Genomic DNA, 24,772 nt, shown 5'->3' on the forward strand with positions numbered 1-24,772 from the left:
AACACATCCAATCACACATGGTTGGGTGTGTTTTCTTTGCTTCTCCGCCTTCCCCCGCTATATCTGTTACAATGTACTAAACCGTAAAAAGGAAGAGGTGCAAACATGCAAAACACCAGAGACGAAGCCCTTCGTCTGGACAAACAAGATGAACTGAGAACGTTTCAGCAGGAATTTTATAAAAAAACAGGCACAATCTATTTCGACGGGAATTCCTTAGGCCTGCTCTCCAAACCGGCTGAACGTGCGGTAAAAGAGATTATGGAGTCCTGGAAAACTTTTGCGATTGATGGCTGGTCTGACGGGGAATATCCTTGGTATTACTTGTCGGAGCAGCTCGGCGATATGTCGGCCGGTTTAATTGGCGCAAATCCGGAAGAGGTTATCGTCACCGGATCGACCACGGCCAACCTCCATCAGCTGACAGCGAGCTTTTTCCGGCCTGAGGGAAAGAAAACCAAGATTCTTGCTGATGAGCTGAACTTTCCATCTGATATTTATGCGTTGAAGAGTCACCTGCGTCTGCATGGTCTTGATCCGGAAGAGCATCTTGTGCGTGTGAAAAGCAGTGACGGCAACACATTAAAAACAGAAGCAATTGTTGAGGCGATGACCGAGGACATCGCTTTGATTGTCCTCCCCGGTGTGCTTTACCGAAGCGGACAGATTCTGGATATGGAAAGATTGACGAAAGAGGCTCATGCACGGGGTATTCCGATCGGCTTTGATCTATGCCACTCCATCGGTTCGATTCCCCATCAGCTTTCCGATTGGGGTGTGGACTTTGCTTTTTGGTGCACCTATAAGCATTTAAATGGCGGGCCTGGCAGCACGGGCGGACTTTATGTGAATGAAAAGCATTTCCGCAGGGAACCTGGCCTAGCCGGCTGGTTCAGCTCCTCCAAGACGAAACAGTTTGATATGGAACATACCCTCGAGCCGGCAGCAGATGCGGGTGCTTATCAGGTCGGCACACCGAATTTATTGAGCATGGCTCCACTGATCGGTTCACTGGAAATGTTCCAGCAAGCCAGCATCGAAAAAGTGCGCAGGAAATCGCTCGCCCTCACCGACTATTTGATGAAGCTGGTGGAAGCAGAATTGCCGGATGAAGGTTTTACAATTGCCAACCCGCGAGAGAGGTTAGAACGTGGCGGTCATGTTTTTCTGGAGCATCAGGAGGCCGCACGAATTTGCAAAGCATTAAAAGCGGAAGGTGTCGTTCCAGATTTCCGCAATCCAAACGGCATTCGCCTCGCACCTGTCGCCTTGTACAATACATTTGAAGAGGTCTGGCAATGTGTACAGGTTTTGAAAGTGATCATGAAGGAAAAACGATATAAAAACTATGAAAACAAACGAGGAGTGATCGCATAATGGCCGACTGGATTGATATTTCCCAGCCGCTGACCAATGATATGGCGCATTTTCCGGGTGACACGCCATTTTCTTTTAAGCTTACCTATACCAAAGAGCAGACAGGGTCGGTTAATATCGGGCAAATGACCGCAAGCCTGCATAATGGCACCCATATTGACGCGCCCTATCATTATGATTCCAATGGAAAAACCGTTGATCAGCTCGATCTGGACCGCTATATCGGAAAAACAGCCGTTCTGGATGTCAGCCAGACGGACACCATTACAGCAGCTGTCCTCAGCGAGTTGGAATGGGAACAAACAGAGCGTGTTTTGATCCGCACATCCCTGCCGAATGATCCTGCTCGTTTTCCGGAGACGATGCCGTTTCTGGATCCGGACGTTGCACCTTATTTGCAGGAACGAGGCGTGAAACTACTCGGAGTAGATATGCCGTCTGTTGATGCAGCGGACAGCAAAGATCTTGCCACCCATCATGCTTTGTATAAGCATGGAATTAACATCTTGGAAAATCTCATGCTGGACCACGTGGAGCCCGATGTCTATCAGCTGATTGCTTTGCCGCTGGCGATTCACGGTGCTGATGGAAGCCCGGTGCGCGCTGTGCTGCGTCCCCTAACAGATGAGGAGGGAAGCTGATGACGGACGATACATTCAACTCGGAGCAAGGCATACATACCGATTTTAAGGAAAGAATGACGTATGGCGACTATCTGCAGCTGGATGCACTTTTGTCCAGTCAGAAAAGGCTGTCCGGCCATCATGATGAAATGCTGTTCATTATTATCCATCATGTCAGCGAATTGTGGCTGAAACTGATGATCCACGAGATACAGGGGGCTATCAACGCAATCAAGCAGCATGATCTGGGCTCCTCTTTTAAAATGCTTGCCCGTGTCTCCCGGGTCCAGACGCAGATCATTCATGCATGGGATGTGCTGTCCACCTTGACACCAGCCGAATATATGGAATTTCGCGATCGTCTGGGCAATGCATCTGGCTTTCAGTCCTATCAGTATCGCCTCGTGGAATTCGTGCTCGGCTATAAAACACCGTTCATCCTGGATATTTATGAAAAAGAACCGGAAATTCAGGGAATACTACAACAGGCATATCATCAGCCCGGGCTCTATGATGTAGCCATCCAGGCAGTGGCCAAAGAAGGCTTTCCAATTAATAAGGACGTGCTGGAGCGCGATTTTTCTGAGACATATCAAAAGGATGGCAGTGTGGAGGATGCGTGGCTAGAGATATACAAAAATGTTGATAAATACTGGGACCTGTACGAGCTTGGTGAAAAGCTCGTCGATGTGGAAGACGGCTTCCAGCAGTGGCGTTTCCGGCATATGAAAACCGTTGAGCGCATTATTGGGCATAAGACAGGCACCGGCGGCTCTTCAGGTGTGGGTTATTTGAAGAAAGTGCTGGAGCATTACTTTTTTCCTGAGCTATGGGAGATTCGGACGAGGTTGTGAAGGGGTTGAATTGGGCGCTTTGGCGGGGGGTTGTTGGAGAGAACGACTCTCTACATCATTTCGAGTACTCTTTCATCCAAGTTTGCACGAGAGGACGCTTCTCTACGACATTTCGAGCTCTTCGGGGAGCTGTTTTGACTAATAGACACACCCTACGCGGAAAAATCCTAGATTTTCCCGCTATATCATGATGCTCAGACAGAAAGGAAATCACGTATGAACAATAAGACCGATCAATGGACAACAAAACTTGGCTTTATCCTATCTTCGGCCGGAGCGGCTATTGGGCTTGGGGCAATTTGGAAATTCCCCTATATGACCGGCACCAATGGAGGCGGGGCTTTCTTTCTCGTTTTTATCGCCTTCACCCTGGTGATTGGCCTTCCTATTCTACTATCGGAATTTATCATCGGTCGGGGTTCCAATAAAGAAGCAGTAAGTTCCTATCAGTCACTGGCTCCGGGAACACCCTGGGCATTTATCGGCCACCTGGGAGTAGCTGGCGCATTTCTGTTAATGTCTTTCTACAGTGTGGTCGGCGGCTGGGTGCTGATTTACAGTCTCCTTTCCCTGGTCGGGATGGTGATTCAGGACGGGACGAACTATGAGCAGCTGTTTGCACAGATTACCGGATCACCGGCAATTTCCATTCTTGGGCTGGCTGCTTTTATGGCGATTAACATTTCAGTGGTTTCACTTGGTATTAAAAATGGAATTGAAAAATCAAGCAAGATTTTGATGCCATTGCTATTTGTCTTTTTTATTATCCTGGTTATACGTGCATTGACGTTCGAAGGAGCAATGGAAGGCCTGCGCTTCTTTCTCCGGCCGGATTTCTCCCAGTTATCCTGGGAAAGTATTCTTTATGCACTCGGTCAATCCTTCTTTGCACTGGCGGTAGGTATTTCTGTAATGGTCACATACAGCTCGTACTTAGGCAAAGATGTGAGTCTGCCAATGTCGGCAGGATCGGTATCGATCATGAATATCTTCGTGTCTCTCCTTGCCGGACTGGCCGTTTTTCCAGTGGTGTTTGCTGTTGGGCTGGAGCCGACAGAAGGACCAGGATTATTATTTATGGTGCTCCCAGAAGCATTTGCGCAAATGCTGTTTGGCGAAGTTTTTCTCAGTTTATTCTTGCTGTTGTTTCTCTTTGCCGTGCTCACTTCCTCTTTCAGCATGCTGGAAATAATCACGTCCGCATTTACGGCAAAAAGTGAGCGCTCGAGGAAAAAAGTGGCTGCAGTAGCCGGCCTGATTGTCTTTTTGGCTGGAATTCCGGCTGCTTTATCATCGAGTACCCTGTCAGATTTTCTGATCTCCGGTATGACCATATTCGATGCAACAGACTTTCTCGTCAGCAATATCATCCTGCCTGTGGGATGTTTGCTAATCGCCTTATTTATCGGATATAAAATGGATAAAATACTTGTGAAACAGGAGTTCATCTCGAGCACGACTTGGGCTGCCGGGTTTTACGGCACCTGGTATCAGCTGATGCGCTGGGTGGTTCCTGTAACAATCATCGTCGTCTTCCTGGGCTCAATTGGACTATTTTAACGGAGGAGTGAATCGAATTGGCACAGAAAATTGTTATTGTAGGCGGGGTCGGCGGCGGAGCAACCGTTGCCGCGCAAATCCGCAGAAATGATAAACAATCAGAAATCATCATGTTTGAAAAAGGTGAGTATATCTCGTTTGCCAATTGCGGCATGCCTTATTATATTGGCGGGACGATCGAGGAGCGCGACAATCTGCTGTATCCTCCAGAGAAATTTAGCAGCAAATATGATGTCGAAGTGAGGAGAAATTCCCAAGTACTCTCCATTGACCGCCACCAAAAGCAAATTCAATACCGAACCGACTCTGCTGTCATGGACGAGAGCTATGATAAGCTGATTCTTTCTCCCGGTGCTACCCCGGTCGTGCCTGATATGACTGGCAAGAACGAAGCATGTGTTTTCACCTTGAGAGCGATCAATCATATGGATCAGATTGAGCAGTTTATCCGGGAAAATCAGCCAAAAACCGCCGCGGTGATCGGTGCGGGATTTATCGGGATGGAGATGGCGGCCAACCTGCAACTCCGCGGATTGGATTGCACCATCGTCGACCGCTCGGACCAAGTAATGAAAGCAGTGGACAAGGACATGGCTGCGGAGATTCAGGAACATCTTCAGGACAAAGGTGTGAAAGTGATCCTGAACGACAAGTTAACCGGCTACAGTGAAGGCGGAAAAACGATCCACCTGGGAAGCGGCAATACATTGCAGGCGGATATGACCATTATGTCCGTCGGCGTCCGCCCAAACACCTGGCTTGCGGAAGAGGCAGGCCTTGACCTCGGCAGCACCGGCGGGATTGCTGTGAATGATTTTATGCAGACGAGTGACCCGGATATTTACGCAATCGGCGATGCAGCGGAAACGAAAGACTTTCTGACAAAAAAGCCGCGACATATTCCGCTTGCCTGGCCCGCACACCGTCAGGCCTATTTCACGGCGAGTCACTTGATGGGCCGTGATGTGCCGAACCCTGGGCAGATCGGCACCGCTATACTCAAACTGTTTGATCTTACCATTGGATCGACAGGGCATAACAGCTATACGCTGAATGAGATGGGATACGCATTTAAAGAAGCTGTGCTGGAAACCCGCTCCCATGCGCCCTACTATCCCGGCGCAGAGAAGCTGTGGCTGAAAATATTATTCGATCCGAAAAAAGGCATTATTTATGGCGCGCAAACCGTCGGGTATGAGGGTGCAGATAAACGGCTCGCCGTTCTTGCCACTGCGATGAAAGGCGGTCTTAGTGTTACCGATTTGCCAGATTTGGAGCTGGCCTATGCTCCGCCTTATTCCAGTTCTAAAGATCCGGTGAATGCGATCGGTTATAAGGCGAGTGAGATGCTGGAATAGTGGGCTGCTGGTTCTCGGCTTGAAGTTCTGCCTCTGGAGTTGAAGTTCTCTCTCCGGTTGAAGTTTCCTCTCTCCGGTTGAAGTTTCCGCTCTCGACCGGAAGCCCTCGCCTCGGGTTGAACTCCAACGACTTAACCTCCCGCCCGCTCTCCCGCCAAAACCAAAAAACTCCCATCTGCCCCTGGCAGGTGGGAGTTTATTATTCCAGCTCTTTACAAATCTTCTTCAAACCGATAAACGAGTTCGAAATTGTTCTCATCCAGCAACTCGGCAACATGTACGCGCACCCCGTGTCCAAAGACAACTTCATCTTCGGTCATGGCCACGATCATGGCTTTTGTTCCCTGTCTGACATCAATATAGATATCGCCAACCACTGGTTTCAGTGAGTCATCTTTTTCTGACAGGTACGAAATGGATTCGTCTTCGATTTGCTGTGCTTCCGGAACCAGGTTTTTGTCAAAATAGGCAATTTCCTGGCTGGCTTCCGTTTTGCCCGGCACCATCACGACATATTCATGATGTTTAACCCCGTTATCCCGGGTAGTGGTTACATTTCCGTCCTCGACGCTCTCTACTTTCTCGATTTCGTTTAATGAATAGTGATCGAGAAAATCCGGGGCGGGTTTTACGATTAAGATGTAATCTCCCTCTTCAGGCTTTCTGTCTTTGTCAATCGTATACCGCTTGCCGTAAAAAATGAACGTGTCATTATGTTTTGGGCGGTACAGCGTGATTTCACTGGCTTTGGTCAAAACCTGCTGCATGTCTTTCAACCGATACAGGTGGATCGACTTTTTGAAAACCGGTTTGACAGAATACACCTTGTGCAATTCATTCTTGAAAAAAACAAATTGCCCCTTCCTCACTTGATACAATTTCATGAGAGCAACCTCCTTATTTCCTTGTGCTTTAATTATAACGATATTTTACAAAAAGGGAAGCATTTACCTAAATTCCCTTGCTTTCTTCCCATTAAACCAGATTGTTGAACTATCGTACATTGGCATCCATATGTACGAAAGGCAGCTCGGTATCTACCCAGCCGAGCAGGCGTTTAACGGAAGTGTTCTTCCCTTCAAGCCATTCGTTAAAATCAAAAATGACTGGATCGCGGTCACCTCCAAGGACAAACCATGCCTTTCCCTGCTTCGGAAAGTAAGCGGATGTATGAATTGTTCCGGCCCACTGCTTATACTTATCGGAAAATACGCCGCGTCCTGTGTCGTTCAGCATGCGAAATGCCTGATAGCCGTCCATCTCCGGATGACGATTTGCTTCAAGGGCCTGCATCCGTTTATAAGAATCCTCCAAATGATGGCGATTTTCATCAGCGAGAATTTCAAAATGATTGGTGCAGACATTGGACTGGCGCACCTCGGCTCCCCTTGGTGTGGCCTCCACAATGAACGTCTCGCCCTCTTTATCAAGCACTGTATAGCTGAAGGAATGGCGGTGAGGGATTTCTCTAAGCAGGTCAACTGCCTCCTGCACATCCGCACAAGTCTCCAAAACAATCCGGCCAATCATATTACAGATGAATCCGTCACCGGGTTTCTTGCGGTGAATAAAGTTATAGCCCATCGCAAGCCCCTTCTCATTCATACCGTCCATCCGTCCGGTAATCCGCTGCGACGGCCCGATTACTGCATAGCCGCCATCATCAGGCTGATAAATCGTATAACGCCCTTCATAGGTCTTCGGATGGTAATCATAATTGCGGATCAGATAATCGCTGCCGGTAAAAATCGAGCATCCACTCTTTTTGTATTCCAGCCGGTAGCCGCCAAATTCCTGCAGTACCTCCTCCATCGTCCAGTTGAGGGCCTCCTGGAAACCTTTGAGCTCCTCCCAGATCCTTGGTGCAAACATCCCGAAGACCTCTTTTGCTTCTTTTACATTGAGGTCAAAGCGCGGACGCCTGATTTTCCACTGTTTCTGCCGGTTCTCCAGGGTAAAGGAATCCTGCAGCAGCTCCCCCTGCATTTTGCCAAATTCATAATGACTGCCGCGAAATTGAATGATATCACTATATATTTGCTTCATGCCCTCATCCCCAATATCTATTGTCTACATACAGTCTAAAGGATATAACCATTTTTGGGAATAATCGCGCTCAGATTCTTCGCTTCGTCCTTTTTATTCGCAGGAAAAGCCTCGTCGCCCACAGGGCCACAAACACGACTGCCACATCAATCAGAAATAGATAGGTCAGATTCATGCCTTTATGCATTCTCAACAGATCCAACAAATCTGACAATCCGCCAAGGACGTATGCAAATATAGCAGATACAATAACAGCGTACAAATAAAAGTTTTTTCCTTTATTCGTGCAATGCTGATAAAGCAGCATGAACGTTACGGGAAAGAGCACCGCTGTCACGGTGATCCCGATAGGAAACAGGTGACTGATACCATGTGGGTGGGTCAAGAAATTTTGCGCAGACAAAATCGTATCTGTATTTAGCCACAGCATATGAGCAGAGTAGCCAAAAAAAGAGATTTCAAAAATCCGCTCCCGGTCAATGACAAAGAATAATAACACCAAAGGCAGCACAACGCTTGCAAGGTTGAACCAAAAATACCAGGTTTCCGGTCCTGCAAAGTTGCTCCAATACTCGGAATAAAGACTTGCGAGCCTATCTTTCGTCTCGTAAATTTCATTATACAACTGGGTTCGGTTCATTGGATTAACCACCTAGATAAAGATCTCGGATATATTTTGATCTTCTGCTGAATTATTATTCAGGGATTACATTCCTTTTTGGAAACTTAGTGAAATGGAGGAATTACCATCACCAAAGAAAAAAACCGCCTGCTTCAGGCGGTTGCTTCATGATTTTTCATTTTCCAACTCTTCAACAATGAGGGAAAGTTCTTCCCATCTTTCCATCTTGGATTCCAGCTCTTCTTCTAATCTTTCCTGTTCGGTAAATAGCTTCTGTACCTGCTCGGAATTACTGCCTGCCTCTACGATCCCACTCTTCATCTCTTCAATCTTTTCCTCAAGTGACATGATCTCATCTTCAATGCTATCCCACTCTTTTTGCTCCATATAGGAAAGCTTCTTTTTCTGTTTTTTCGGCTGGCTCGCCGGTTTTTTTGGCTTTGGCTTGGAAACTTCCGCACCCGGCGTCCCGTTTTTTTCCAGATACTCGCTGTAGTTTCCGGTGAATTGCTCTGTCTTCCCCTCGCCGGTAAAAACAAGCAGCTGGCGGGCAACACGGTCCAGGAAATACCGGTCATGGGAGACGCTAATCACCACTCCCGGGAACTGATCGAGATATTCCTCCAGCACACTCAGGGTCTGGGTGTCGAGGTCATTGGTCGGCTCATCTAGAAAGAGCACATTTGGTTCGCGCATCAAAACTTTCAGCAAGTATAGCCTGCGCTTCTCTCCGCCAGACAGTTTGCTGATATAGTTCCATTGCTCCGACCGGGAAAATAAAAACCGTTCCAGCATCTGTTCTGCTGTAATGACCGACCCGTCCTTGGCATGAATCACTTCAGCCACTTCTTTAATGTAATCGATCATCCGCATGCTGCCGTCCAGTTCCTCTTCGCCCTGGGTATAGTAGCCAATTTTTACCGTTTGGCCGACCTCTATCTCTCCCTTATCAGGTTTCGTCCTTCCTGCCATAATGTTTAAGAGTGTTGATTTCCCGGCGCCATTCGGTCCAATAATGCCGATCCGGTCACCAGGGTTAATCAGCTTGCTGAACGCATCCAGCAGTTTATGCCCGCCATAGGATTTTTCTACATCTTTCAGCTCCATCACTTTTTTCCCGAGCCGGGTGGAGCCTGTTTGAAAGGCGACGCTTTCCTTTTTGGTATCGAATTGTTTCTGCTTCATTTCCTCCACACGTTCCGATCTTGCCTTCTGTTTCGTGCCCCTCGCTTTTACACCACGCCTCAGCCAGGCAAGTTCTCGCCGTAAAGTATTCTGATGCTTCCATTCTTCGCTTCGTTCCTGTTCTTCGCGTTCTGCTTTTTTCTCTAAAAACACTTCATAATTTCCTTCATAGATATATAAATTTCCTTTATCCAATTCAAAAACCCGATTCGTTACCCGGTTGAGAAAATAGCGATCATGCGTTACGAGCAGCAGTGAACCCTTATAGGAATGGAGGTATTTTTCCAGCCATTCGACTGTCTGGTTATCAAGGTGGTTGGTCGGCTCATCTAAAATCAAGAGATCTGCTGGCTGGATGAGTGCTTTTGCGATAGCCACCCGTTTCCGCTGACCGCCTGACAGTTCAGCAGGCAGCTTATCAAAATCCGTGATCCCAAGTCTTGTCAGGATGGTTTTGGCAGCAGCATTGGTCTCCCACGCCGCGTGTCGGTCCATCTTTTGCTGAGCTTTAAGCAGCTGCTCCTGGACTGCCTCATTGGCAGGGTCTTTCTCAAGAAGATCAAGAGTCTGCTCATATTCCCGCATAACACGCATGATATCAGCTTCTCCGTAATAAATTTGCTCGATGACGGTTAAATCGGACGTGAGCTGCGGATCCTGCGCCAGGTATTCAACCCGGTAGTCCTTCGCATGCTTGATTTCGCCCTTTTCCGGAGTATCAAGTCCGGCAATGACCTTCAGCAGGCTGGATTTACCTGTGCCGTTTACCCCGATCAGCCCGATCCGTTCCTGCTTTGTTATTGTAAAGCTGATATCTTGAAACAATACTTTATCCCCGTAAGACTTATGTAGATGTTCGGTAGTTAGCATGATGGATCTTCCTCACTTTTCCGTTCTATTTCTCAGCCATGCCATTATGATAATAACCAGCAAAAACAGCAGCCAGGAGGTAACGAGGTAAAAAATCACTCTGCTTCCCTCATTCATATCGGAATAAAAGAAAGCCATCCCCAGCCAGACGACTGCAATGATTGCCAGCTGTGTCAAAAGTAGTTTGATTGTTCTCTCCTCCGATGCATGGACTTCTATCCTTTATGTTATCTTATCAGAGGCTGTTTTGCTAGAAAAAGAAAAGGAAACCAGCCAGCCCGCCGGTTTCCTGTTATTCCATTTTCTCCAGTTCTTCCACCATCATCTCATAGGTCATGGCACCATAGGACCTGTACTGAATCCGCCCGCTTTCATCAATCATAAAAGACGCCGGGATGGGTTTGATCCGATAAAGCGTACTCACTTCCGCTTCTTTATCCATTAAGATGGGAAAGGTCAGATCATATGCACTGACAAAATCGGCCGCGTTCTTTGGATTGGTCTCCGTGTCCGTCAGATTCACCGCCAATACCGTCACATCATGCTCTTCGTAAAACTGCTGCATAGCGGGCATTTCTGCTCGGCACGGCGGGCACCATGTTGCCCAGAAATTGAGCATCACCCGCTCCCCCCGGTAGTCAGAGAGTTTGACGGTCTCCCCCTCCAATGTGGTTATTTCAAAATCGGGAGCAACATCGCCAACTTGTACGCCTACTTCTTCAGAATTAGCAACAGCCATGGTTTCCTGAGCAGCCGGGGGACGCTCTGCATTATTTTCATAGGAGGCGATGCCACCCGGCGGCGGGGAGTAATCATAGACTACCCATGCCAGCATTCCAACCAGCGCAAAATACAAGATTATTTTTTTCAACATGATATCCTCCGTAAAACTAGTGTCATTCGTAGTATTGTATTCCTTTGTCCCATCGTCTATTCATAGAGATGAAGGGATTCCGTTTACCCACAAAACTGCTATAATAGCGATAACAAGATGGGAGGAGCGGTTCAAATGTCTCTTTTAAAAGGGAAATCCAATTGCATTACAGATGTAGATAGAGTAAAGGTCGGGCATGTCACACTTTATGAAAAAATCGACACGGAGACGACCGTTTGCACAGGGGTGACAGCCATTTTGCCCCATGAAGGTAATTTATTTCAATCGAAAACACGTACAGCGAGTGCGGTGCTGAATGGCTATGGCAAAACGACCGGCCTTGTGCAGGTGGATGAGCTGGGGCTGTTGGAGTCGCCGATCATGCTGACCAATACGTTCAGTGTCGGGGCAGTCTGGCAGGGCACGTTACAGTACATGACCGATCAGAATGAAGATATTGGGGATACTGCAAGCACCATCAATCTTGTCGTTGGCGAATGCAATGACAGCTATTTAAACAGCATCCGGCACCAGGCCGTTAAGCCGATACATGCTATCGAGGCGATTAAAAATGCAAAGGCGGACCCTGTGGAAGAAGGTGCTGTTGGAGCCGGAAAAGGAATGGTCTGTTTTGAATATAAAGGGGGCATTGGCACATCGTCACGCCAGGTCTCAGACAAGAAGAACAATTTTACCGTCGGCTGCCTGGTGCTGAGCAATTTCGGAAAACGGGAGGATGCGCTGTTCTCAGATTGGGCTGAGAATCGTTTGGAAACGCCGGATGGCTCGATCATGATGGTGATTGCCACCGACGCTCCACTATATGACAGGCAGCTAAAACGGCTGGCTAAACGCTGCGGAGCAGGTCTCGGGAGGGTTGGCAGTCACATGGATAACGGCAGCGGTGATATTGCGATTGCTTTTTCCACTGCCAATCGTGTTTCACATAATACGGATTCTGCGATGGAAGGCATCACAACTATTCGGGATGATAATCCGCTGATGAGCCAATTATTCCGGGCGGTTGTGGAGACGACAGAAGAAGCGATCCTCAACTCGCTGAGGAAAGCGGAGACAACGGAAGGACGCAAAGGGCGTGTGGTGGAGAAAGCGCCTTTGTGAGGACTGCCGCTGCTGGCGTCAGTCCTTCAAAGTTTTCATAGCTTTTTTCATCGCATCAAGCGAATACGTTTCCGGGAGTGACAGAAAGGGAACCTCATTGGTCTTCCGATTTAAAGCCTTCAAGTCGATGTCCGCCGGTTCCAGACCATCAAACTCCCACCCAAGTTTCGTAATTTTAATGCTATCATTCATTTGTCCGATGATCGGCCGCAAGCTGGTGGGAGCATAATCGACTGAGTCGCATTGCTGCATGTAAATGTCTACATCCCTTTCGTCAAATTCGTCTGCCAGCAAGTTTTCGCGAATACCCTCCGTAATCAGCGCATCAAAGTTCATAAAATCTTTTTTCACCAAACTGCCTAAAAAGAAATTGTATCTTGACTGATTATTCATGACGATTACATAATTCTTTCGCTTATACAAAAACAAATGCGCATGCCAGGAGAACAGCGGAGATATTTCATCCAGCCCATCTGCCTGTGTCTCTACCTTCAGTTTGTCTTTTAGTTTTTTCGTCACTTGGATTGCTAACATGGAAACGTCCTCCTTTTAAAAATCAAGCCTGCTTCTCAGCACCATCTTCAGGCAGCGATGATGCGGCCTCCCAACTCATGACTTCTTTGTTTATTTTCACAGAAATCCATACGAATCCAGCAAATATCAGAGCGCTGAAGATCCATCCGCTAATATTCATGTAAATAATCATCTGCCCATACCCATCCGCGCCATACACCTGAAGCAGCCATGCCTTCAGTGAATTCTGAAACACGCCGCGAAATACAAATAATCCTGTCAGCAACTGAAAACCCGAAAAAAGTCCTTTTGTGGAGAATAACGCTTTGCTGTCCTCCCTGGCATGTCCCAGCAAATACGCCCAGTCCACAGCAAAATAAAGTGCCAGCGGTTTCAAAATCAGTATTGACAACAGATGAATTCCCGCAAAACCATAGCCCAAATAAACCTGGTTCCACAGCATGGATTCTGCCGAGGACGACAATAGATTTACCATCGTAGTGATAAGAAGCGAGCCGATAATAAAAATCCCGGCGATATTAAATTGCTTTTCAACGATGAAACGGTAAATCGTATAAATAAACCCGGGCACAGTGGAGAGCAAAATAGCAAGATAATCTCCTAGCGGCTCCCTGGCGTAATTCCAGATTAAAAACGGGATGGCGGCATAACAAATCAAGTCCAGCAGCATCAGTTTTTTATTCATGGACTTTGTCCGCCTTGTTGTTATAGTAGTATCCCCCTGCTTTTTCTATAAAACGGAGAATCTCAGGGTCAAATTGATAAAAACCAACCTCCCTTTTTCTTTATAAACATTCAAAGCTTTTCGGGATAACTCTCTATCCCCTTGAAACATGCTATCCACGTTCTCCATCCATCTCCTTGCCAGATCCTGTGCTTCCGGAGAAGATGGTGGTTTCTCGATATGCAACCATATATCGTTAACCAGCTTAACCCATTTATCTACTTCTTCATGGTCCTTGCCAACTTTCGGCAACTTACTTATTGCTTCCTGCTCTTCTTTTGTAAGATTTTTCTCCCTGTACTTTCGTATTTGCTGAGACAATTTCGGATGCAAAAAAGTATCAAAAATAGCCTCCCAGTTCATTTGCTCTTCTGATTCTATTTCTATTAACTGAAGGATGCCGCGAATTCTATCTTCGGCGCTTCTTAACTTCTCCTCTGGATCATTTCCAATCGCATTTGCAGAAATTCTTTAGAGGTTTTCTTCTGGAAGTTGGTCAGAATGTCGTGAATGGTATCCAGCTCAAAACCCATATCTTTCAGCGTCATGATCTGATGAAGTTTTTCCACTGCATTTTCATCGTAATACCGATGTCCGCCATCCCCTGTCTTTGATGGTTTCAAAATACCGATTTGGTCGTAATACCTCAGGGTGCGGACTGTCGTATTGCTTAATTTAGCGAGTTTTCCGATTGCGTACACTTCGAACCCCCGTGGCTTGTGTTAAAAACATTATAACGGATGACGCCACGTAAGATTCAATCTTTTTTCAAGAATTTTTATAAAAATTTTTTTAATCTTCATCTTTTACATCAATATCTTCAGGGATTGGATCGTTTAAGTATTCCTGGATCATTTTTCGGTATTTCTCCACTTGCTCCAGGTGGGTTTGGAATTGTTCTTTATTGATGAGGTATTGGGTGCCGTCATGGATGGTGCGGATGCGGCCCTGCAGAACCAGTTGCCTGATGGCCTGTTCATCTGTGGATAGATATTCTGCTGTTTCGGGGATGGTGAGGTACATGGCTGTGAACTCCTTTTTTTGCTGATTCGGCGGGAGTTTAGTCCATTTGATTATTATTCTACCTATCAGCCAATTTTTTACAACAATATACTTAACGAACAAATTTTCGTGTGCTATAATTAACTTGGTAGCCGAATTGTTTCGGGGTGGGAGATTGCTCTTCCTTTTTTTCTCTACGTCAGAGAAAGAAGGAGGTGATCGACATGGAGTTTCTTACAGATGTGTTAACTGCGGCAATGAAAGCAATCATAAATCAACTGGTTGCTCTCGTTTTCAAAACCGTTCGCAGTAAAAAGTCCAATAAGAAAACCACCCCACAACGCTCTCACAAAGGCGGGGGTGGCTCTTCTAAAAAGTAGGGCAGCCTCTCGCTTCGAGCGATAAGGTTACCAAGAAGGCGATGTGTTGTAGCACATCGTCTTCTTTCATTCTACCCTTATTATAGCATATTCATCCGAAATTTCAATATACAAAATCACAAATAAAGAAATCCTGATCCTCCACCTATTTCTGCTCGATCAGCACATCATGAAATCCCGGGTTTTTTTCCATTTTCCCTTTGGCGTAAGGACACAATGGAAGCACCTTTTTGTTCTTCTCGCGTGCATACTTTACAACTTCTTTCAGCAATTCTCCGCCCATTCCTTTGCCCCGGAGATCGCCCGATACAAAGGTGTGATCCACGACGATTTTCCCTCCGCCGTTTTCCACAAAGGTAATTTCCGCCAGCGGATCTTTAATATCCTCACCGACATAAAATTTATTGGCCCCTCTATTAATAGCCGTCATTGCAAAGCCTCCATATATGTGTAGTTTCGAGAAATTCATAAAAGATAATTAGTACTTTATGTCTATTATACTCTTTTATTTCGATTATGGAAATACCTCTTTCAGCTTGACAGCGTTATCATTTTTAAAAAATTGTAAATCCCATTCACTATAAGCCTATATCGGCTTTATCGTTCCCTATTCAAAAAATACATTGCGGAAAGCAAACTCTCTTGGTGCTGAAAACATCCGTCTGATTCTCTCCCGTTTGTTTCAACCCCGGGTGTATAGGGCACTTCCAGCTTTAATTCACCCGAATAAATCCAGCTGAATAATTCCGCATCACTAAAGTCTCTGAATGGTTTCGGCCGGGAAGAAAGAATTTTCATCGCAAACATCTGTTCAACAGGTGGAGTAAGCAGGTGCAGATTTTCGAAACGATGAAATTCCTCCATGTCTTCTTTTTTCACATATTGCAGCGGCTCGCTTATATCCTGGTTTATCCAGTCCGGATCCAGTTCATACACTTCTGCCATTCCGTTTAGTATATGATCAAGCTGCGGGTAATATTGAATATAGCATCAATATCCTTGGTGGCCGGTCTTGCATTAAAGCAGGCCAGCACAATGGTTTCATCATAAATGTTCATCAACACCACCATTTTGTCTCGCCAATTTTACCATCCAACACTTCCATCAATCACGGAAAAGCTCATTTGTTATTTTCCCCAAATCCTCCCGCTCCCCATATATCGTTATCTCTCTTTTATACCAAACCGAACACTGGAAAAATATAGTGTCATCGGCCTCTTTTTAGGGGACAATATACATAGCGCGACAATACAATGATAACGGAGGATGATCAAATGGTATTTTCCGACAGCAAAATGGAAACATGGAAAGAAAAATTTCCTTTATTCAATAAGATAATCAATCTACATCCAGTCATCTGGCAAAATCCCAACCTCATCACAGCGAAAGACTTTGATCAACTGCCATTAACGAAAGAAAATATGGAGGAAGCGGACCGTCTATGGGATAGGTTTGCCCCATTCTTGGCTAAAGCATTTCCCGAAACAAGTGCAACAAATGGGATTATTGAGTCCGAATTACGCAAATTAACAAATATGAAGCAATTAATGGATGATGCGGGCCATGAAACATTAGGGGAACTATACTTAAAATGCGACAATGACCTGCCGATTGCTGGCTCCATTAAAGCAAGAGGCGGCTTCTTTGAGGTGCTTCATCATGCAGAGACCTTGGCGATAAAAGAAGGGCTTGTGCAAAAAGGTGATGATTATGAAGTCTTTGCAAGTGATAAGTTCAAATCCTTCTTTCAGCAGTTCTCCATCGGCGTTGGTTCCACCGGCAATTTGGGACTAAGTATCGGAATCATGGGGGCAAAGCTGGGTTTTAATGTTTCTGTCTACATGTCAGCAGACGCAAAACAATGGAAAAAGGATTTGCTGCGCAAGAAAGGTGCAACCGTACATGAATTTACGGGAGATTTCGGTGTAGCCATTGATGAAGGAAGAAAGCAAACCATTGCTGATCCTAAAGGATATTTTGTGGATGATGAAGATTCGAAGTTGTTGTATTTGGGCTATAGTGTAGCTGCCCTTCGCCTGAAAAAGCAATTGGAAGAAAAAAATATTTCCGTAGATGCGGAACGTCCGTTATTCGTTTACTTACCATGTGGAGTTGGTGGATCTCCAGGTGGTATCACGTTCGGGTTGAAACAGCTATTCGGTGACCATGTTCATTGCTTTTTTGTGGAACCTGTCAACTCCCCTTCCGTCTTGCTGGGCTTAATGACAGGTGAGATGGATCAACTGAGTGTGCAGGATGTCGGTGTCGACAATGTAACCGAGGCCGACGGATTAGCAGTTGGCAGGCCGTCGAGTTTCGCCACGCCCATCAGTGATAAATTAGTAAGTGGAATATATACGATTGAGGATCATACATTGTTCGAATTGCTTACTATGCTTGCTGATTCCGAGAATATCTTCCTGGAGCCTTCAGCAACTGCAGGGCTTGTGGGGCCAGGTCGGATTTTACAAACGGATTATGTGCAGAAGCATAATTTAAAGGCGGAAAATATTACGCATATTGCTTGGGCTACAGGGGGAGCTCTTGTACCTGAAGGGGATATGGAGTTGTTTTATGGGAGAGGGAAGGAGTTTCTTGAGTCTTGGAAAAAATAATTGGGAGCAGACATATGTAACGAGAGACTTGATTGAAAGGTCTCCTGTTTTTATTTTGGCGAAAGTAAGTAAACAAACACTTTAATTCTTTCTGTTTCTCTCCCCTATAAGCTTAATGTAATGGTATCATAAATATATATAATATTTAGAAATCCCATCACAATAAGAGGTGAACTGCCATGATTAAATATGCCTTTCCCGTTATCTTAATGCTGCTTATTTTCCTGACCTAGATATTGAACCATTTATATTTGAGATAACTGCAGAATAAGAAAAGAAAAACTCTTTTACTAAATCCCCACTTGAACTCTGGTGGGGATTCTCATTTCAGTCTCATATTCCTGTTCGTTTTTCCATTCTTTAATTGATTTCGCTATTTAAGAAATAATACTTCACCACCCAAGTATGTGCACTTATGCAGATGCTTTTTTGTACGCTTTCTTCCTCCCCTTAAATATGCACTCTAATTCATCCCACCTAGACGTATTTTTTCCTTTCTTCACAAAAAAACACTTGACCAATCAAAATCACACTGTTATGGTTATATACATAACTATATAACCATAGCCCATAACACACTAAAAGAATAGTAGGGATAACATGAAAGGACCTTTTGATCAGGATAAACCGATATATATCCAAGTCAGAGAACGAATTGAAGATCAAATACTTAATCATCAGCTAAAAGAAGGGGACCAGGCCCCTTCAACAAATCAACTCGTACAATTTTATAAAATCAACCATGTTACGGTCTCAAATGGCGTGAACCCATTAGTTGATGAAGGAATTCTTTATAAAAAGAGAGGGATTGGGATGTTTGTTGCAGAGGGAGCGAGAGAGAAACTTATCCGAAAACGAAAAGAATTGTTTGTCGAGGACTATGTTGTCAAATTGGTTCACGAAGCCGAAAAGCTGGGGATCACCGAAAATGAAATCATCCAATCGATTAAGAATGTAAAAGGACGTGGTGCAGAATGAGTGTGAAGGCAGAAAATTTAGGATTAAGCTATGGAAACCATATGGTACTAAAGGATATCACCTTTGAATTAAGCAGCAAGAAAATATATGGCCTGCTGGGGAGAAATGGTGCAGGGAAAACATCACTTCTCTCGACTTTGGCATCATTCCGACAGCCATCCTCCGGGTCCATTACTATTGATGGGGAGATTCCTTTTGAAAATCCCCTTATCATGCAGCAAATTGCATTGATGTATGACAAAGGTTATAAAGATGAAACCGATAATATAAAATCAATGCTTCAGGATCTGCAACGGTATCGCCCCCATTTCGATATGGATTATGCTGAATATCTGATCGGCCGTTTCAAACTCGATAAGAAGAAGGCGATCAAGAAATTTTCAAAAGGGATGCAGTCTGCTGTGAATGTGGTCATCGGTTTGGCATCGAGAGCACCAATAACGATTTTTGATGAGGTCTACCTTGGCATGGATGCACCCTCAAGAGATATCTTTTATAAAGAGTTATTGGAAGATCAGCAGGAACACCCGAGGATTATCATCCTGTCCACTCATCTCGTATCGGAAATGGATTATTTGTTTGATGAAGTGATTATATTAAACAAAGGGGAGATTATCCTTCAGGAAGAATACGATTCGCTTGTTTCCAAAGGTGCTTCGATTACTGGTAAAAGCGAATTGGTCGATGACTTTGTTCAGTCGAAAACACAGCTTCATGTCCAGCAATTGGGCGATACAAAATCTGTCATGATATATGGATCCTTGAGTGATGAGGAAAGAAAAACGGCGATGGACAAAGGGTTGGAAACAGGGCCAGTCTCGCTTCATGATTTATTTATCCATTTGACGAAGGAGGATGACCGATGAAGTCGAAATCTATGTTTCCAAAAGTGGTAATGGATATGTTTTGGATTCAAATGACCTGGGCACTAGGATTTTTAGGCATTATGCTGATAGTGAATATAATTAAGATTGGGAGAACGCTCCTCGGGAACGACAGTGTAGACAACTACTATGTTGCTGTTTTTATTGCGGCCAATATATTCATGCTTGTTATTGGAATAATTTCCACCTCGTTTCTCCCCCATTATGTGGAAAATGGTGTTACAAGAAAGGATTATTTTAAAGGGGGACTTCTTGCTGCTGTGGGACTGTCCGTGATTATCCCCATTATCGCATTCTTTGTTGCTGCGATTGAACGATTGATCGTGACCAATCTGACAAGCATAACTTTTGGTGATACCGATCTAAACTCCGTGTTTCAGGAAATTCCTGATGTTGGTGGCATTGGCGACATTATTAGTACTATTGTACAGTCTGTCATATTTACTCCTTACGTTGACCCAGGGAGTAATTGGGTCTTAGGCATGGCGGTTTTTAGTTTGAATATTTTTCTTTACTACTTACTCGGCTGGTTAATCAGTGCAAGTTTCTACCGATTTGATACACCCGGTGGCCTAGGATCTATTGTTATTGCATTAGTTCTTTTAATGCTGGGAGATACATTGTTAAGAGTTGCAATAGATTTGCCTGTGCTTGAAAGTTTAGCAGCAATAAACTCTCTTCCAGCGGGTGTTGCGGTTCTTGGTTTGTTGTTTATTGTCATTGTTTCTATTTGGATGATTCGGTTATTGACTAAGACTGTTTCTATTAAAATGTAATTGTTATGGAATAAGGAGAGCCCATGCAGAGAGAATCAGGATGGCACGGAACGCTTAGGTCTGGATGCTGACAGGGTATGTCGCGTGATTCGGAGCCAGATAGAGGGAATTTGCAAATCCTCCCAATAAATAATGTTTCTATACCAGATGGATGAGGGGATTTTATGGAGCAATCCACACGTATTCGTTTACTCGATGTGCTGCGCGGGTTTGCCATTATCGGTACGCTCGGAACTAATATCTGGCTGTTTGCGCGTCCTGGGGATTTTCTTTCTGTAATGTCGGCCGGCGGATGGCTGGAAAGTTTTGAGACATTGCTCGACAACTTACAAACCGTATTTATAAACGGTAAATTTCTCGGATTGCTGACAATTATGTTCGGCATAGGGTTGGAGCTGAAATATCGAAAAGCACAGCGAGATGGCTTGCCATGGCTGCCATTTTATATTTGGACAATGGCGCTTTTGTTTTTAGACGGATTACTGCATTATATTTTTGTATTTGAATACGACATTTTAATGAGCTATGCGATCACGGGCATCATTGTCGCCTTTCTGATACGCAGTCGAGAAACTGTAATGAACCGTTGGATGAAAGGTGCTGCAATTGTTCATGTAATCGGGGTGCTTCTTGTTTCGCTCCTTTGGATGGCTATCCTCCGCGAGGAAAGCTTAATTGCTGAGATTACCAGAGGGTTCGATGAAGTTGAGGACCTCTACACGGAAGGCAGTTATTGGGAACAGGTTGCTTTCCGTTTGCGTGACTTTATCAGTTTACGTTTCGAAGCAATCGCCATCTTATTTATGAATATTGCACTCTACATTGTAGGCATCCGCCTCTTCCGAAACGGTGCCTTTCATGAAAACGAGAGAGGGCGGCGCATCCGCAGAAGACTATTAAAATGGGGGATGAGTATTGGAGTGCCGTTAAACATGCTTCTGCTTGTGCCAGGAGGTATATTCGATTTGCCGGTCCGTTATTTGTTCGCCCCAATTCTTTCGCTTGGCTACGTTGGCTTGCTTGCCTGGATGCTTGAAAATGGGCGGTGGAAATGGCTGCTTTCCCGTTTTGAAGCGATTGGAAAAGCGGCATTAAGCTGTTATGTGCTGCAAAACATTATCGCCTCCTTGCTGTTTTATAGTTGGGGATTTGAGTTGGCGCCCGTTCATAGTGTGTATATCACCTTAGCAGCTTGGATCGGTATCAGCATCATAATGATGATCGCGGCCCATCTATTCATAAAGTCAATGGGTACTGGTCCACTCGAATGGTTGTGGCGAAAACTTTCTTATATGCCTTTTAAACGAAAAACACTGAAACAAGCTGATGCAGGAGCTCGTTTGAAAACCAGGGATTAATTACCGAAACGGTGATTAGTTTCGTTTTTTCACAGAAAAAGAAGGATTTCCCGCCCCTTCTCACGAAAATATACGTATAGAGAAAGGAGAATTTCATGAAACCACCTGTAGCAAAACGCATTCCACATTCCCTTGAATTGCATGGTGATGTGCGCGAAGATGACTTTTATTGGCTGAAAGATCGCGACAATCCGGAGGTCATCGATTATCTGGAGAAGGAAAATCGTTATTACGATGAAATCATGCGTCCATTGGAGGAAAAAACAGAACAAATTTACGAGAGCATGGTGGACCGTGTTCCTGATTCAGAAGTGAACGTGCCGGTGGAGCATGGGCCATACTTCTACTATTCGCGTTTGGAAAAAAGCAAGCAATATCCGATATATGCACGCAAGCGGGCGGCAAGTCGTGAGTTGCTGGATGAAACACCAGAGGAAGTGGTACTTGATCTGAATGAACTGGCTGTTGAGGGCGAATATTTAAACGTCACGGTAAGGCGTATGACTGCTGATCATAACTATCTCGCTTATTTGGAAAATCGGGATGGCACGGACCGATTTACCATCTACGTAAAGGACATGGAAACGGGAGAGCTTCTGCCCGACCGGATTCCGGATGTATTCTTGTATGGCAGTATGGAATGGAGCCGCAGCGGTGAATATATTTTTTACGTTACCGTTGATGAGAATCAGCGCCCATACCGATTATACCGGCATAGCTTGGGAAGTGACGTGGAAAGTGATGAGCTGATTTTTGAGGAAAAAGACACGACGTATACGCTCGTCATCACGAAATCGCAAAGCGGTAAATTTATTTTTGTGCAATCAGAGTCAAAAACGACGAGCGAAATTCGTCTGCTGGACGCGGATTCTCCGTTATCTCCATTGCAGCTATTGGATGAACGATGTGAGGGGATAGAATATGGTGTCGAACACTCTGGAGATGACCTGCTCATCCTGACAAATGAAGGTGCGCCGAACTTTCAGTTGCTCCGTTGCCCGCTCAATGATCTTCATTCACGGGAGAACGTCGTAGCATATAATGAGGACCGCTATCTTCAAGCCGTGTATCCGTTTCGCGATGCATTGCTTGTTGCCGGCCGGGAGAACGGGCTGACGCAAATCTGGATGCTGCGTGGAAATGAACTGAAACAAATTAAATGGGATGAGCCGCTCTACAGCGTGTCTGTATTATCCGGGCAAAGCTATGGAACGGCTGAAGCATTAATCCAATACGAGTCTTTGCTCACTCCGGAAACAACGTACGGGCTGAATCTGCAGACTGGGGAGAAACATCTTCTGCAAGTTGCTCCCGTCAGCGGGGAATATGATCCATCCCACTATCGTCAAGAACATTTGTGGGCGGAAGCCGAGGATGGCGTGAAAATGCCAATGACTGTCGTCTATCGAAAAGGAGCCCTGGATAATGGGCCAGCGCCGCTGATTCTGGACGGATATGGCTCGTATGGTATGAATGAAGATCCGTATTTTAGTCCGTATCGTCTTCCGTTCCTGGACAAAGGAATTGTGTTTGTTACGGCGCAAATTCGCGGTGGTTCCGAAATGGGACGGGGCTGGTATGAAGATGGGAAGTTCCTGTCAAAACGAAACACATTCACCGATTACATCGCAGCAGCGAAATACCTGATTGAAGAAAACTACACAACACCAAGCCAATTAGCTGCCCGCGGAGGAAGTGCTGGAGGCATGCTCGTTGGCGCAGTTGCCAACATGGCAGGTGAACTGTTTCAGGCCATCGTTCCGGCGGTTCCGTTCGTCGATGTCGTCACAACGATGCTCGATACCACGATTCCGCTCACCACCCTGGAATGGGATGAATGGGGCAATCCGCAAGATCGGGAGTACTATTTCTATATGAAGTCATACAGTCCATACGACAATGTAGAAGCGAAAGACTATCCGCATATGTATGTCACAACCGGCCTGAACGATCCGCGGGTCGCATATTGGGAACCAGCCAAATGGGTTGCGCGCCTGAGAGAGAAGAAAACTGATGACAACACCCTTGTGCTCAAAACGAACATGGGTGCAGGCCATTTTGGAGCGTCTGGCCGTTTTAATCACTTAAAGGAAGCCGCTGCAAGCTATGCGTTTATTTTGGATAAGCTTGGTGTTTAATAAAATTTAAAACCCCCGGAGATCGGGGGTTTTTACTATCTTGAGAGTTGCATCATTCATAATGAAATTAGACTATTTCAAGTCTGGGTTTATTTCTACAATGCGCCCATACCACCGTCTACCCGATATTGGGAACCAGTAATAAATTTACTTTCATCAGAGGCAAGGAATAATACCAAATTGGCAATATCCTTTGTCTCAGCATATTTATTAAGTGGTATCGCACCCATGTACGTTTCTTTTACCCCTTCTGGATTATCAGGGTTACGAACTGATTCAACACCCCGCATCATTGATGTATCTACTGGTGCCGGATGGATGGAGTTAACACGAACGCCTTTCTCAGCCATTTCCAAAGCTGCAGTTTTAGTCAGGCCTACTACTGCATGTTTAGAAGCGGAATATGCTACTTGTTCTGGTGAGCCACGCATAGCATCAATAGAAGAGGTGTTAATCACACTTCCGCTCCCCTGTTCGGACATTACCTTCAACACATGTTTCAATCCAAGAAATACACCCTCAGTATTTACTGCAAGCACTTTTTGGAAATCTTCCAGTCCCAGCTCAATTATTGGAGCTACTTCCCCAATGATACCTGCATTATTGAAGAAAATATCAACGGACCCGAATAGATCTTTCGCTTTACGTACATAGGCTTTTACATCATCCTCTTTTGCAACATTTGCTGTAGCTATATCTACTTGACCGAAATCCTTCAGCTCTGATTTAGCTTCCTTCAAAGCGTCTTCATTCATATCCACAAGAAGTACTTTTGCACCTTCTTTTAGAAATAACTCAGCTGTATTCTTTCCAATTCCGCCAGCTGCCCCTGTGATTATTGCTGTTTTACCTTCTAGCCTGGCCATTATCGATACCACCTCACTGAAATATT

The 24,772-nt window shown here is 45.3% G+C and carries 26 protein-coding genes; 13 read left to right on the top strand and 13 right to left on the bottom strand.

Features of this window, described 5'->3' with window-relative positions; translation table 11 throughout:
* Positions 1–105: 105 nt before the first annotated feature.
* The 5 genes from kynU (at position 106) to CEG13_RS13720 (ending at position 5,772) form a co-directional block, all read left to right on the top strand.
* A complete protein-coding gene (gene kynU / locus CEG13_RS13700; RefSeq protein WP_100012463.1) occupies positions 106–1,377 on the top strand; it encodes a kynureninase in 1,272 nt (423 codons plus the stop codon).
* Positions 1,377–2,018 (top strand): arylformamidase, encoded by a 642-nt coding sequence (gene kynB, locus CEG13_RS13705; protein WP_100012464.1) that lies wholly within the window; start codon positions 1,377–1,379, stop codon positions 2,016–2,018. The genes kynU and kynB overlap by 1 nt, the downstream gene beginning before the upstream one ends.
* On the top strand, positions 2,018–2,854 hold the full coding sequence (gene kynA / locus CEG13_RS13710; RefSeq protein ID WP_100012465.1) for a tryptophan 2,3-dioxygenase: 837 nt from the start codon (positions 2,018–2,020) through the stop codon (positions 2,852–2,854). The genes kynB and kynA overlap by 1 nt, the downstream gene beginning before the upstream one ends.
* Positions 2,855–3,070: 216 nt before the next feature.
* Positions 3,071–4,414 carry a sodium-dependent transporter gene (locus CEG13_RS13715; protein WP_100012466.1) on the top strand — a complete coding sequence of 448 codons (1,344 nt, stop codon included), beginning with the start codon at positions 3,071–3,073 and terminating at the stop codon, positions 4,412–4,414.
* A 17-nt stretch (positions 4,415–4,431) separates the two neighbouring features.
* Complete coding sequence (locus CEG13_RS13720; RefSeq protein ID WP_100012467.1) at positions 4,432–5,772, top strand: CoA-disulfide reductase; 1,341 nt, start codon at positions 4,432–4,434, stop codon at positions 5,770–5,772.
* A gap of 212 nt (positions 5,773–5,984) precedes the next feature.
* Here the strand turns inward: CEG13_RS13720 and CEG13_RS13725 are convergent, their stop codons facing one another.
* The 5 genes from CEG13_RS13725 to CEG13_RS13745 form a co-directional block, all read right to left on the bottom strand.
* Complete coding sequence (locus CEG13_RS13725; protein WP_100012468.1) at positions 5,985–6,656, bottom strand: hypothetical protein; 672 nt, start codon at positions 6,654–6,656, stop codon at positions 5,985–5,987.
* A gap of 109 nt (positions 6,657–6,765) precedes the next feature.
* Entirely contained in the window at positions 6,766–7,818 is a 1,053-nt protein-coding gene (locus tag CEG13_RS13730; RefSeq protein ID WP_100012469.1) for a C45 family autoproteolytic acyltransferase/hydrolase, read from the bottom strand.
* 70 nt (positions 7,819–7,888) lie between these two features.
* Positions 7,889–8,458: a hypothetical protein gene (locus CEG13_RS13735; RefSeq protein WP_100012470.1), complete on the bottom strand. Its 570-nt coding sequence runs from the start codon at positions 8,456–8,458 to the stop codon at positions 7,889–7,891.
* 147 nt (positions 8,459–8,605) lie between these two features.
* Positions 8,606–10,495: an ABC-F family ATP-binding cassette domain-containing protein gene (locus tag CEG13_RS13740; RefSeq protein ID WP_100012471.1), complete on the bottom strand. Its 1,890-nt coding sequence runs from the start codon at positions 10,493–10,495 to the stop codon at positions 8,606–8,608.
* A 292-nt stretch (positions 10,496–10,787) separates the two neighbouring features.
* Complete coding sequence (locus tag CEG13_RS13745) at positions 10,788–11,369, bottom strand: redoxin domain-containing protein (protein ID WP_338033016.1); 582 nt, start codon at positions 11,367–11,369, stop codon at positions 10,788–10,790.
* Between the two features lie 135 nt (positions 11,370–11,504).
* On the opposite strand from CEG13_RS13745, the gene CEG13_RS13750 reads away from it, so the two are divergent.
* Positions 11,505–12,491 carry a DmpA family aminopeptidase gene (locus tag CEG13_RS13750; protein ID WP_100012472.1) on the top strand — a complete coding sequence of 329 codons (987 nt, stop codon included), beginning with the start codon at positions 11,505–11,507 and terminating at the stop codon, positions 12,489–12,491.
* Between the two features lie 18 nt (positions 12,492–12,509).
* Here CEG13_RS13750 and CEG13_RS13755 read toward each other — a convergent pair whose 3' ends face one another.
* The 5 genes from CEG13_RS13755 to CEG13_RS13775 form a co-directional block, all read right to left on the bottom strand.
* Positions 12,510–13,025 (bottom strand): DUF6933 domain-containing protein, encoded by a 516-nt coding sequence (locus CEG13_RS13755; protein WP_100012473.1) that lies wholly within the window; start codon positions 13,023–13,025, stop codon positions 12,510–12,512.
* 22 nt (positions 13,026–13,047) lie between these two features.
* Entirely contained in the window at positions 13,048–13,710 is a 663-nt protein-coding gene (locus CEG13_RS13760; RefSeq protein WP_192869556.1) for a VC0807 family protein, read from the bottom strand.
* Between the two features lie 45 nt (positions 13,711–13,755).
* On the bottom strand, positions 13,756–14,112 hold the full coding sequence (locus CEG13_RS13765) for a TipAS antibiotic-recognition domain-containing protein (RefSeq protein WP_100012474.1): 357 nt from the start codon (positions 14,110–14,112) through the stop codon (positions 13,756–13,758).
* 62 nt (positions 14,113–14,174) lie between these two features.
* Positions 14,175–14,450: a MerR family transcriptional regulator gene (locus tag CEG13_RS13770; RefSeq protein ID WP_100012475.1), complete on the bottom strand. Its 276-nt coding sequence runs from the start codon at positions 14,448–14,450 to the stop codon at positions 14,175–14,177.
* A 91-nt stretch (positions 14,451–14,541) separates the two neighbouring features.
* Positions 14,542–14,772, bottom strand: a complete 231-nt coding sequence (locus CEG13_RS13775; protein WP_100012476.1) for an excisionase family DNA-binding protein — start codon at positions 14,770–14,772, stop codon at positions 14,542–14,544.
* Positions 14,773–14,975: 203 nt separating this feature from the next.
* On the opposite strand from CEG13_RS13775, the gene CEG13_RS18805 reads away from it, so the two are divergent.
* Positions 14,976–15,131, top strand: coding sequence for a hypothetical protein (locus CEG13_RS18805; protein ID WP_158234698.1), 156 nt, complete (start codon positions 14,976–14,978; stop codon positions 15,129–15,131).
* A gap of 145 nt (positions 15,132–15,276) precedes the next feature.
* Here CEG13_RS18805 and CEG13_RS13780 read toward each other — a convergent pair whose 3' ends face one another.
* Both CEG13_RS13780 and CEG13_RS13785 read right to left on the bottom strand, forming a co-directional pair.
* Positions 15,277–15,561, bottom strand: a complete 285-nt coding sequence (locus tag CEG13_RS13780; RefSeq protein ID WP_100012477.1) for a GNAT family N-acetyltransferase — start codon at positions 15,559–15,561, stop codon at positions 15,277–15,279.
* Between the two features lie 167 nt (positions 15,562–15,728).
* Positions 15,729–16,067, bottom strand: a complete 339-nt coding sequence (locus CEG13_RS13785; protein ID WP_100012478.1) for a hypothetical protein — start codon at positions 16,065–16,067, stop codon at positions 15,729–15,731.
* 338 nt (positions 16,068–16,405) lie between these two features.
* On the opposite strand from CEG13_RS13785, the gene CEG13_RS13790 reads away from it, so the two are divergent.
* The 6 genes from CEG13_RS13790 (at position 16,406) to CEG13_RS13815 (ending at position 23,880) form a co-directional block, all read left to right on the top strand.
* Positions 16,406–17,746, top strand: a complete 1,341-nt coding sequence (locus CEG13_RS13790; protein WP_100012479.1) for a D-serine ammonia-lyase — start codon at positions 16,406–16,408, stop codon at positions 17,744–17,746.
* A 600-nt stretch (positions 17,747–18,346) separates the two neighbouring features.
* On the top strand, positions 18,347–18,724 hold the full coding sequence (locus tag CEG13_RS13795; protein WP_100012480.1) for a GntR family transcriptional regulator: 378 nt from the start codon (positions 18,347–18,349) through the stop codon (positions 18,722–18,724).
* On the top strand, positions 18,721–19,590 hold the full coding sequence (locus CEG13_RS13800; protein WP_100012481.1) for an ATP-binding cassette domain-containing protein: 870 nt from the start codon (positions 18,721–18,723) through the stop codon (positions 19,588–19,590). The genes CEG13_RS13795 and CEG13_RS13800 overlap by 4 nt, the downstream gene beginning before the upstream one ends.
* Positions 19,587–20,384: a hypothetical protein gene (locus CEG13_RS13805; RefSeq protein ID WP_100012482.1), complete on the top strand. Its 798-nt coding sequence runs from the start codon at positions 19,587–19,589 to the stop codon at positions 20,382–20,384. Before CEG13_RS13800 ends, CEG13_RS13805 begins: the two co-directional genes overlap by 4 nt.
* A gap of 164 nt (positions 20,385–20,548) precedes the next feature.
* Positions 20,549–21,742 (top strand): DUF418 domain-containing protein, encoded by a 1,194-nt coding sequence (locus CEG13_RS13810; protein WP_100012483.1) that lies wholly within the window; start codon positions 20,549–20,551, stop codon positions 21,740–21,742.
* A 95-nt stretch (positions 21,743–21,837) separates the two neighbouring features.
* Complete coding sequence (locus tag CEG13_RS13815; protein ID WP_100012484.1) at positions 21,838–23,880, top strand: S9 family peptidase; 2,043 nt, start codon at positions 21,838–21,840, stop codon at positions 23,878–23,880.
* A 95-nt stretch (positions 23,881–23,975) separates the two neighbouring features.
* Here CEG13_RS13815 and CEG13_RS13820 read toward each other — a convergent pair whose 3' ends face one another.
* Positions 23,976–24,746 carry an SDR family NAD(P)-dependent oxidoreductase gene (locus tag CEG13_RS13820; protein WP_100012485.1) on the bottom strand — a complete coding sequence of 257 codons (771 nt, stop codon included), beginning with the start codon at positions 24,744–24,746 and terminating at the stop codon, positions 23,976–23,978.
* Positions 24,747–24,772: the final 26 nt, after the last annotated feature.

The organism is Lentibacillus sediminis (genome assembly GCF_002763455.1).
In the GTDB taxonomy this organism is placed as follows: Bacteria; Bacillota; Bacilli; order Bacillales; family Amphibacillaceae; genus Lentibacillus_D; species Lentibacillus_D sediminis_A.

Coding starts and splice junctions, on each gene's coding strand:
- CEG13_RS13810 (WP_100012483.1), top strand. CDS start 20,549: ATGGAGCAATCCACACGTATTCGTTTACTCGATGTGCTGCGCGGGTTT.
- CEG13_RS13760 (WP_192869556.1), bottom strand. CDS start 13,710: ATGAATAAAAAACTGATGCTGCTGGACTTGATTTGTTATGCCGCCATC.
- kynA (WP_100012465.1), top strand. CDS start 2,018: ATGACGGACGATACATTCAACTCGGAGCAAGGCATACATACCGATTTT.
- CEG13_RS13775 (WP_100012476.1), bottom strand. CDS start 14,772: ATGTACCTCACCATCCCCGAAACAGCAGAATATCTATCCACAGATGAA.
- CEG13_RS13815 (WP_100012484.1), top strand. CDS start 21,838: ATGAAACCACCTGTAGCAAAACGCATTCCACATTCCCTTGAATTGCAT.
- CEG13_RS13715 (WP_100012466.1), top strand. CDS start 3,071: ATGAACAATAAGACCGATCAATGGACAACAAAACTTGGCTTTATCCTA.
- CEG13_RS13750 (WP_100012472.1), top strand. CDS start 11,505: ATGTCTCTTTTAAAAGGGAAATCCAATTGCATTACAGATGTAGATAGA.
- CEG13_RS13800 (WP_100012481.1), top strand. CDS start 18,721: ATGAGTGTGAAGGCAGAAAATTTAGGATTAAGCTATGGAAACCATATG.
- CEG13_RS13735 (WP_100012470.1), bottom strand. CDS start 8,458: ATGAACCGAACCCAGTTGTATAATGAAATTTACGAGACGAAAGATAGG.
- CEG13_RS18805 (WP_158234698.1), top strand. CDS start 14,976: ATGGAGTTTCTTACAGATGTGTTAACTGCGGCAATGAAAGCAATCATA.
- CEG13_RS13730 (WP_100012469.1), bottom strand. CDS start 7,818: ATGAAGCAAATATATAGTGATATCATTCAATTTCGCGGCAGTCATTAT.
- kynB (WP_100012464.1), top strand. CDS start 1,377: ATGGCCGACTGGATTGATATTTCCCAGCCGCTGACCAATGATATGGCG.
- CEG13_RS13820 (WP_100012485.1), bottom strand. CDS start 24,746: ATGGCCAGGCTAGAAGGTAAAACAGCAATAATCACAGGGGCAGCTGGC.
- CEG13_RS13795 (WP_100012480.1), top strand. CDS start 18,347: ATGAAAGGACCTTTTGATCAGGATAAACCGATATATATCCAAGTCAGA.
- CEG13_RS13740 (WP_100012471.1), bottom strand. CDS start 10,495: ATGCTAACTACCGAACATCTACATAAGTCTTACGGGGATAAAGTATTG.
- kynU (WP_100012463.1), top strand. CDS start 106: ATGCAAAACACCAGAGACGAAGCCCTTCGTCTGGACAAACAAGATGAA.
- CEG13_RS13790 (WP_100012479.1), top strand. CDS start 16,406: ATGGTATTTTCCGACAGCAAAATGGAAACATGGAAAGAAAAATTTCCT.
- CEG13_RS13755 (WP_100012473.1), bottom strand. CDS start 13,025: ATGTTAGCAATCCAAGTGACGAAAAAACTAAAAGACAAACTGAAGGTA.
- CEG13_RS13725 (WP_100012468.1), bottom strand. CDS start 6,656: ATGAAATTGTATCAAGTGAGGAAGGGGCAATTTGTTTTTTTCAAGAAT.
- CEG13_RS13805 (WP_100012482.1), top strand. CDS start 19,587: ATGAAGTCGAAATCTATGTTTCCAAAAGTGGTAATGGATATGTTTTGG.
- CEG13_RS13745 (WP_338033016.1), bottom strand. CDS start 11,369: ATGTTGAAAAAAATAATCTTGTATTTTGCGCTGGTTGGAATGCTGGCA.
- CEG13_RS13780 (WP_100012477.1), bottom strand. CDS start 15,561: ATGACGGCTATTAATAGAGGGGCCAATAAATTTTATGTCGGTGAGGAT.
- CEG13_RS13765 (WP_100012474.1), bottom strand. CDS start 14,112: ATGAACTGGGAGGCTATTTTTGATACTTTTTTGCATCCGAAATTGTCT.